This window comes from Nostoc sp. JL23, assembly GCF_017115065.1.
GTDB lineage: Bacteria > Cyanobacteriota > Cyanobacteriia > Cyanobacteriales > Nostocaceae > Nostoc > Nostoc punctiforme_A.
This window is the reverse complement of the sequence record NZ_JABXKN010000134.1, coordinates 1-7,646: the sequence shown is the minus strand read 5'-3', so window position 1 is coordinate 7,646 and position 7,646 is coordinate 1. Positions and strand designations below refer to the sequence as shown.

Genomic DNA, 7,646 nt, shown 5'->3' with positions numbered 1-7,646 from the left:
AATTTTTACTCCAGCTTTTTATTATCCCATGTTATTTATATTAAGGATGAGTCTAATAAATAATCTTGACCAACTAAAATAATATTTAAACAAACTCGCAACCACGGAGTTTGGCTAAAGTGACAAAAGAAAGTTAAACAGGCGACAAACTACTTCTGGTAAATGCAAACACCCATTACAAGCACCACCCAAAGTTTCTTCATAACAGCTATACAGATAATTACCCAACCTGGGAATGGATACCGAGTAAGGCGAAAAACCTTTGAGGGAGAAATTTCCAGCTAGCTGCATTAAGAGCGACTTCCTGCTTCACTATTCGCTTGCAAGGTTCGTCAAAATCGCTGCATAGGGCGACTAGATCTACGACAGTAGCATACCAAAGCAATGGTGTGTCAGCGCGTCCCTCTGCTAGAAAGTGGGATGCTCGTTCCAAAAACGTAGCAATATCGTTACCTACAAATGCCTCCTTGAGAAGGAACCAGGCGTAAGCTCGCGGGTGTCCGTGGTGGGAACCATGAGCTTGTAACTGTATGTTATGCTTGAAAACTGCCAACAGCGAGCTTGCCAACTGAGGGTTTTTCCCCGCCAAAATCACAGCGACCTCACTGGTTATTTGTGCAAAGGTTGCTGCTACGACTTCTTTTGGTTGACGCACTACATACTCAGATCCCCAGAAACCTGAAAACGGCAAAACCTCCAATGCTCCTTCAAGGTAAGCCAGCAGTTGAGAAGCAAGCTCAATAGCGCGCTCAAAGCACATACGTTGTGCCTCAGTACGCACAAGATTATGTAAAAGTTGGATGCGGTGTATATGAAGAATCTCGTATCCGTATTCTTTCTCCAAAACCACATCTATTGCTAAAGCAACAGATGTGCGAGTGTAAACTCGGTCAAAATCACCATTGTGATAATCAAGGTAGGCTTCAGCCTGCTCTAGGAAAGACTTGTGCAGCAGCCTGCTTTCGGGTGACAGCGAATTGGATTCTAGAGGTACGCGTGCTTCTGCAAAAAGCCGTTCAGCCGTTACGAGTTCTCCACGGCGAACAGCCATTACAGCGTTTTCGCGAGCATTCGCAGCCTGTTGCATGAGAACCTGGTCTTTTTGTGGCAAACGGCTCTTCATCTGCATATATAGAGTGTGGGTGAATAAGTCTCCATACTTCCCCAATGCAAACATTATTGGCTTGGTACAACCGAGCCGATAATGTTTCAGGGTAGTCTCAAGGAGTTCATTGTAAACATCAAAACAGTGTTTGGATAATTGCATCTTTAGCATTGTTTTTTCTAAAGTCTTGCAGTTAAAGAATTGGCTATAGGTAAGGCATATGCCCTACCTATTAAATCTTTTGCTTACTTTTCAAAATCTGACTTATTTAGACCAGGTAGAGCATCAGGAGTGTAGATTGGTGCTTGAGCGTTTACACGTCCGACAATCGCAGTTCCTACGCCACATAGAATTAGTATTGCTTGCCCAGCATCGTCAACAGTGATTTTTTGAGCCTTGATATCCTTCACAGCAAGTGGAACTAATGATGCTACTCCTGCTAGGAATGCCCCCCAGAATGTTTTACTTGCAAAAATACTTTTGGCAGCAGGTTTGTCAGAGTAAATTGGTTGATTAGTGCTGTTCATAATGACCTATAAACTTCCATAAATATATGTTTTGCCAAGAAACGTGAGATGAATTGCAAGGTGTTCATCATCGGCTCACTCAGGTGTTACAAGATAAGTTAATGAGCTAATGATTTTCCTTTTACATAATTATTCTTTGGCATCAAATTCTCCTGTTTTCAGCCAATCCTGCTTCAGAAGTGTCCACCAATCGTTAGATAGGGGTCTTAATACATACTCATAGGGAAGCCAGCCATAGCCACTGTCACCCCAAGCTGTACCCCAAGAATTTTGAATCAGAAATGCCCCTGTAGTTTCTATACCTGTTGGGTCAGTGTTCTGAATTTTTATGCTGTCGTCATACCCGACTGTTGCCATAGTGTGACCAACCCAATTAGTATCAGAATCGCTGGGAACCGGTATCTTACCAGTTGTCATAGCCTGTTTTAGGCAGCCTGTATGGAGTATAGCTCCAAACATAAGAGGGCGATTAGCTGCTAAATTTGCTTTTATCTGCTGTAAAACTACATCTCTGGTTATGTCTTTGGCATCAATCCGATAATATTCCAGTGCTTTATATTCACTAGCAAGGGCATAGCAGAAAGCAGGGGGTTCGTCATATAACTTCGTTTCGTCATAGGGCCAGTATTCCTCTGGGGGAACACCGAAGAGCGCTAAAGCTTTCATTGTGGTTCTGGCATTCGCCCCTTTATCTTCTTGATAATGAAGCAAGTTCCTTGTAACTTTATATAGAAAAAGCCTAGATGCATCCAAGTATTTCCCAAATGCCCGTTTCTGAAAGTACTCCACCAATGTGATGGCTGCATGGGCTGTACATGAATTGATTTTGCCCTGGTTTTCAATTGGAGAACACCACTCCCTCAAATCTACAGATGTAGGTAGACCGGCAGATGTATCTATGAGATTTACTTTATCCCGTTCATCAACTGGGTCAGCTACCCAACCCGTTCCTTTTTGTTGTATTTGTTGTTCATGAGTTACATTCATTGATTTTTACCTCTATCAATTTTGGTTTGGATTTGAAATTTTGGAGCCACTGCGTTGCGGAGGTTCCTGAGGTAGCGCGTTGCAGGGGGAACCCCCGTTGTAGCGACTGCCGTTCCGTTGGAATAACCCTCGAAAAAAAATGCCCCGCCGTATCAGTTATATTTTGGTTCTGCGACTATATTGCTGGCGCGTTGCCCCAATGGGGCAATGCGTGGGCGGGGCATTTTTTTGCCTAGGAACGTCCTTGAAGCATGTGGCGTGATTTGGGATTGGTTTGTAGTGGCGAAGACAGCGCAACTCCAAACTCCAGTTTTTACTTCCACAGCAGTACTGAGGGAAGCGAGTCTGGATATGCCAATCTCAATAGCTCATACCCAATTCCGGCTGCTCCTTGAAAGAAACCAGGGTTGTAAGTACCTCTGAAAAGGTTGGGGAATATCTGAAAAGAACCAGTATTTTCTGCCCTCTTCACAACCCATGCCGCCTGCTTTTGGGCGGTTTCTGAAAATTCCGATCGCCCCAATTGCTGGGCTGCTATTAAAAGCACCTCAATGCGACCAAAGTTACCGCAGCAGAGATGATCGATTTCATGCATTCCGAACTTTTGTGTGGTTTGCAAGGCGATTTCGATTTCTTGCCGAATCTCATCGGTATCTAAAATTGCCAAGCTACCTAGACGAGCAAAACCAATACCGGGAGCGCCATGACACCAACTGGTCAGAAATTCTGGCTTTTCGCTTCGGAAATCTGGCCAGTTTTGAGCGATCGGGGAAAAGACGCTCCGTTCATAAGCGATCGCTTCGGTAGCAGCTTCTTTAAAAACTTTATCTTGTGTAGTTTCATATAACCGCAGCAAGGAGTAGGCAACGCCAGATGCACCGTGAGAAAAGCCCGTCAAAAGTTTCCCGTTTAGGGTAGCCCAAGCTCTTAAACCCGCATTGCTGGCTGTGCGGTGATTCAATAGATGATGACCGCAGGTTATAGCCTGCTCTAGAACTGCTGGATTTGCGGTAGCTTGATGCAAAGTTAATAACCCTAAAATGGCACCAGCAGATCCAGACATGATGTCAAATTTTCTATCAAGAGCAATGAGTGCTGGCGTTATTAGAGAGGCTATTTGTTGGGCATCCTTCAGGAGAATGGGTTCTGCCAGAAATTGACTGCTCCGCACCAGTGCATAGAGAATTGAGCCAAAGCCCTTACCGCCACCAATACCGATTTGTTTGGTAATTTTTTGCACAGAGTCAGGGTCTAAGTCCTGCAAAAGCTTGTGTAAGGGTTGTAAAGCCCCTAGAGCCAAGTCACGAAATACTGCACCGCCCGTAAATTTTTCCAGCGCTGCCAAGAACAGAACCACCCCATAACTCCCATCATAGAGGTCATAGCTCATAGGTTTGAGTTGAAACCGTTGAGCTTCTCTGATATAATCCAGTCCCATCCAGGTGACACTTCCGTCTGTCGCACCCAGCGATCGCTTTCGTAGCTGTTGGGCAATCTCAACCGCCTGCTGTACCAAAGCGTCTTGAGTTAGAGGTGTAACCGCATCAAGGTTTAATTCAGGTGCAACGGATAGTGATGAACGGTCGGACTCGTTGGCGGTAAGTGCGTATAGTGAACTGCGAATTAAACTAATCTGTTGTTCTAAATCGTTTTCATGTAGTTGGTGCAGACGGACAATAACGAGGTTATAACTGGGTTCAGTAAAATATTGCTTGATTGTTTCATTCGGGGTAATTTTCAAATCATCGCTATTGGAACGAGTGGCGAATAGGGGGATATCCAACTGTATCAATGCCTTTTTTTCCGCTGCTATGATTGGCCAACAATGCGGTTTGGTTTCGGATTTCAGCAGTGATTTGCTGAGTACGTCGAGTGCAATACTGCGATCAACACCATTCCGCAGAAATTTCGTCTGGAGCGCTTCCTTGAGAACAGAACCATAGACTTGAGTGGGACGAAAAATAAAGCGGACTCGTTGATCGGCGAACTTTGTTAAGGGTCCATTGGTCGCCAAAAGTGCCTCTCTATGTGCCATCAAAAACTGGTACATTCGCCGAAAACCATCAACCAGCTCTTCAACATAATCACTCGGCGATAGATTGACACCATCTAAAGAAGCTACGTTGGCTTTCGGACGAGTTTTGAAAGACTCATAACCCAAAACCATGCCGTCTGTGTTGATGTGCTGCCATTTCAACAAGCAGAAATGCGTCATTTGTCCCTCAACTCCGCCCAAACCGCTAATGTCATACACTAACCCGTCTGGTTCAACTTGCCATTTCGGCAGAAAATTGGTACGCAGCACAGAATACGTAAACTGCTCGTTTGCCACAGATAAAGCATCCTCATCTACCCCGTATGGAGATTCAATTTCCCGCACCCGATGAGCCATAAGCGTTTCCATGTCAATCAAGACCGGGTGTTCTCCACAGGCAATAATGTTTTCCGAATGACAGTCTGTTCCCTCCAAAGCGTATAGCACAGACAACAGCATCCCTGCTCGCTGGTAATAGCGCACTGCTGTCTGTTTGTCTTTACAGGGCAAATGCCTTACATATTCAACCCAGCCATGAGTAGAGCGGTTGAGTACTTGGACTAGCTTGAAGGGCAAGGGTACTCCCCGTTCATTCAACCAAGCCAGTAATTGAAAATAAGCTTCCTCTGAGGCACAGTCCTTAGGTTTGTAAATTAGTTTCAAGCCAGAAGCAAAGGTGACTGCAATAACTGAGCGTCCATCTTCATGGAGATCGGAAAGACCTGACTCAATTGTAACTACCTCTCCAAGTTCTACCTCGCCCTGGAATGTGGTTTGAATATCCAACCAGTCTGATGCTAATCGCTGGAGAAATTCGCTGGTGTTATTGACCCAAAAATCTGTTACTGTCGCTACCAGCCGAGCCAGCATACTATATTCTTGGAAAAATTCTAGCAGTCCTCCGTCTAACATTCTCCTAATGAACTTGCTGTATTGCTCTCTAGAATGGGAGCCTTGAAGTTGTCCGAGCCAACGAATTAATGAGGGTTGCTCATGAGTCCGAAAAACTAGGAACTGTTCTCCCATTGCTTGTGAGCAAAGAGAAGTCAAGGACTGAATTAAAGAACGCTCTAAGGTCGCATGAGACTCTGTTGAAAGCAGGCAATAGCTAGAACCAGCTTGTGTACTTAGCTTGTGTCGGGCAATATGAACGAACGACAAAAATAGTTCTTCAAAAGGCAGTAGTTCTTGGGGATTTAAAAAACTGTTTTCTTCTTGTGAGAGACCTTTTTCTAAGGATTCCAAGGAAACTAAGGCAGTGGCTTCCAGAACTGCCTTTAAGGTTTCTGCCCAAGCTGGTAAATTTTGCTGATCAGCCAGATATACAGAACCGAGTACCTGGCGTATCGTGTTTAAATCCAGTCCATCCCAAGCAAGACGTTTTTCAAATTGTTCTTGGTTTCCCTGCGCCACAACCTGACACCAACTCTCAATCCGAGAATTGATAACATTGTCGTTGCCTGATATCTGATTGAGTAAGAACTCAGTTCCCAATCGCTCGTTAATCGTACTCGCTTGTTCTACAATTTTAATCAAGTCTTCCTGAGAAATTTGCATATCATCTCAATTCATTAGTATGTTAATTATTTACTGCCAGAGATGTTTTATTTCCCTGCTTTAGTAAAGATAATTTTGGAGTATTTCTCAAAAAATAGGTACAATAATTCCCATCTCCATACCTGTTCAAGAAGCAAACAAAGAAATTAACCTTTAACTATCAGATAGTTTTCATTAATGCCGTCCTTAGTCATTAGTAACTAATGACTAAGAACAACCATTATGACAAGATGTGCAATTTAAATGCGTGTCAGCTGATTAACAACCCACACCACTTGTAGCTATGCAAATTGACCCAAACATGCAGGAAATGCCAACGGTTGCTCCACTTGCTACAGCTTCTAGTTGCTGGTCAGACAATCCTTGAGTACCGCCAGTAACAGCAGGTAGAACGAGGTAAGCTGTGTTTTGGGTTTCCTGAAGCACCTGCACTTTGAAGTCACTAGGCACTTTTTGCCCAAGCGCTTTTTCAATTTCAGCTTTCGCTACATCAGGATTATTGAGCAGTTGTTGCTTGAATGAATCGTCTTTCAACGCACGAGCAATAATTTGAGTTTCGACATCTTGACGTTTTTGGATTTGGTTAGCCATAATTTTCTCCTTTGAGAAATAGAGTTTTATTTTTTGTACCCGATTTAAGACAGCAAGCTGAGAGATTATCATTTGACCATCACATGACTTTCATCTGTAGAAATCAAACAGGCTGGCTTGCTGTTAGAGAGAATGAGATTTTCTTATTAACAACCCACACCATCTGTAGCTATGCAAATTGACCCAAACATGCAGGAAATGCCAACGGTTGCTCCACTTGCTACAGCTTCTAGTTGCTGGTCAGACAATCCTTGAGTACCGCCAGTAACAGCAGGTAGAACGAGGTAAGCTGTGTTTTGGGTTTCCTGAAGCACCTGCACTTTGAAGTCACTAGGCACTTTTTGCCCAAGCGCTTTTTCAATTTCAGCTTTCGCTACATCAGGATTATTGAGCAGTTGTTGCTTGAATGAATCGTCTTTCAACGCACGAGCAATAATTTGAGTTTCGACATCTTGACGTTTTTGGATTTGGTTAGCCATGATTTTCTCCTTTGAGAAATAGAGTGTTTTTTGAAAAGGCAAGGTTTAGCTTGTTTGCAAACCTTTTCGCTCTTTCTTAATACCAATAGTATTCTTTGTTAATTGGATTGATAATTAACTATTTTTAGGTAAGATTATAATTAAATATTAAATATTTTTTGATTACTCTCATCAAAACTTGTAAATCAAAAATTGAGGACTGCTGTAAATAAATATTCAAACAAAAAATACTAGATGTGCAGACTGCAAAAACTAGTATTCAGATTGAAGTAATATATTAGTTAATTAATTTGCGGTTAATAAGTAGGTAATATAGCAATCCTAAATCATTTGTGAAAATCAATCATACATAAATATTTTTGGAA

Annotated in this window: 6 protein-coding genes; all 6 read right to left on the bottom strand. The window is 42.9% G+C overall.

The window, feature by feature from the left end:
- Window positions 1-220 precede the first annotated feature (220 nt).
- The 6 genes from HWQ42_RS28675 to HWQ42_RS28650 all read right to left on the bottom strand — a co-directional run bounded on the left by HWQ42_RS28675 (window position 221) and on the right by HWQ42_RS28650 (window position 7,281).
- Complete coding sequence (locus HWQ42_RS28675) at window positions 221-1,267, bottom strand: hypothetical protein (protein ID WP_292817866.1); 1,047 nt, start codon at window positions 1,265-1,267, stop codon at window positions 221-223.
- An 83-nt stretch (window positions 1,268-1,350) separates the two neighbouring features.
- A complete protein-coding gene (locus tag HWQ42_RS28670) occupies window positions 1,351-1,632 on the bottom strand; it encodes a hypothetical protein (protein WP_292817864.1) in 282 nt (93 codons plus the stop codon).
- 129 nt (window positions 1,633-1,761) lie between these two features.
- The gene (locus tag HWQ42_RS28665; RefSeq protein WP_292817862.1) at window positions 1,762-2,619 is read right to left on the bottom strand and encodes a C1 family peptidase; all 858 of its coding nucleotides are present in this window, start codon (window positions 2,617-2,619) and stop codon (window positions 1,762-1,764) included.
- A gap of 313 nt (window positions 2,620-2,932) precedes the next feature.
- On the bottom strand, window positions 2,933-6,211 hold the full coding sequence (locus HWQ42_RS28660) for a type 2 lanthipeptide synthetase LanM family protein (protein WP_292817860.1): 3,279 nt from the start codon (window positions 6,209-6,211) through the stop codon (window positions 2,933-2,935).
- A 258-nt stretch (window positions 6,212-6,469) separates the two neighbouring features.
- Window positions 6,470-6,802: an NHLP leader peptide family RiPP precursor gene (locus HWQ42_RS28655; protein WP_292817858.1), complete on the bottom strand. Its 333-nt coding sequence runs from the start codon at window positions 6,800-6,802 to the stop codon at window positions 6,470-6,472.
- A gap of 146 nt (window positions 6,803-6,948) precedes the next feature.
- On the bottom strand, window positions 6,949-7,281 hold the full coding sequence (locus tag HWQ42_RS28650) for an NHLP leader peptide family RiPP precursor (protein WP_292817856.1): 333 nt from the start codon (window positions 7,279-7,281) through the stop codon (window positions 6,949-6,951).
- Between the last annotated feature and the right edge of the window lie 365 nt (window positions 7,282-7,646).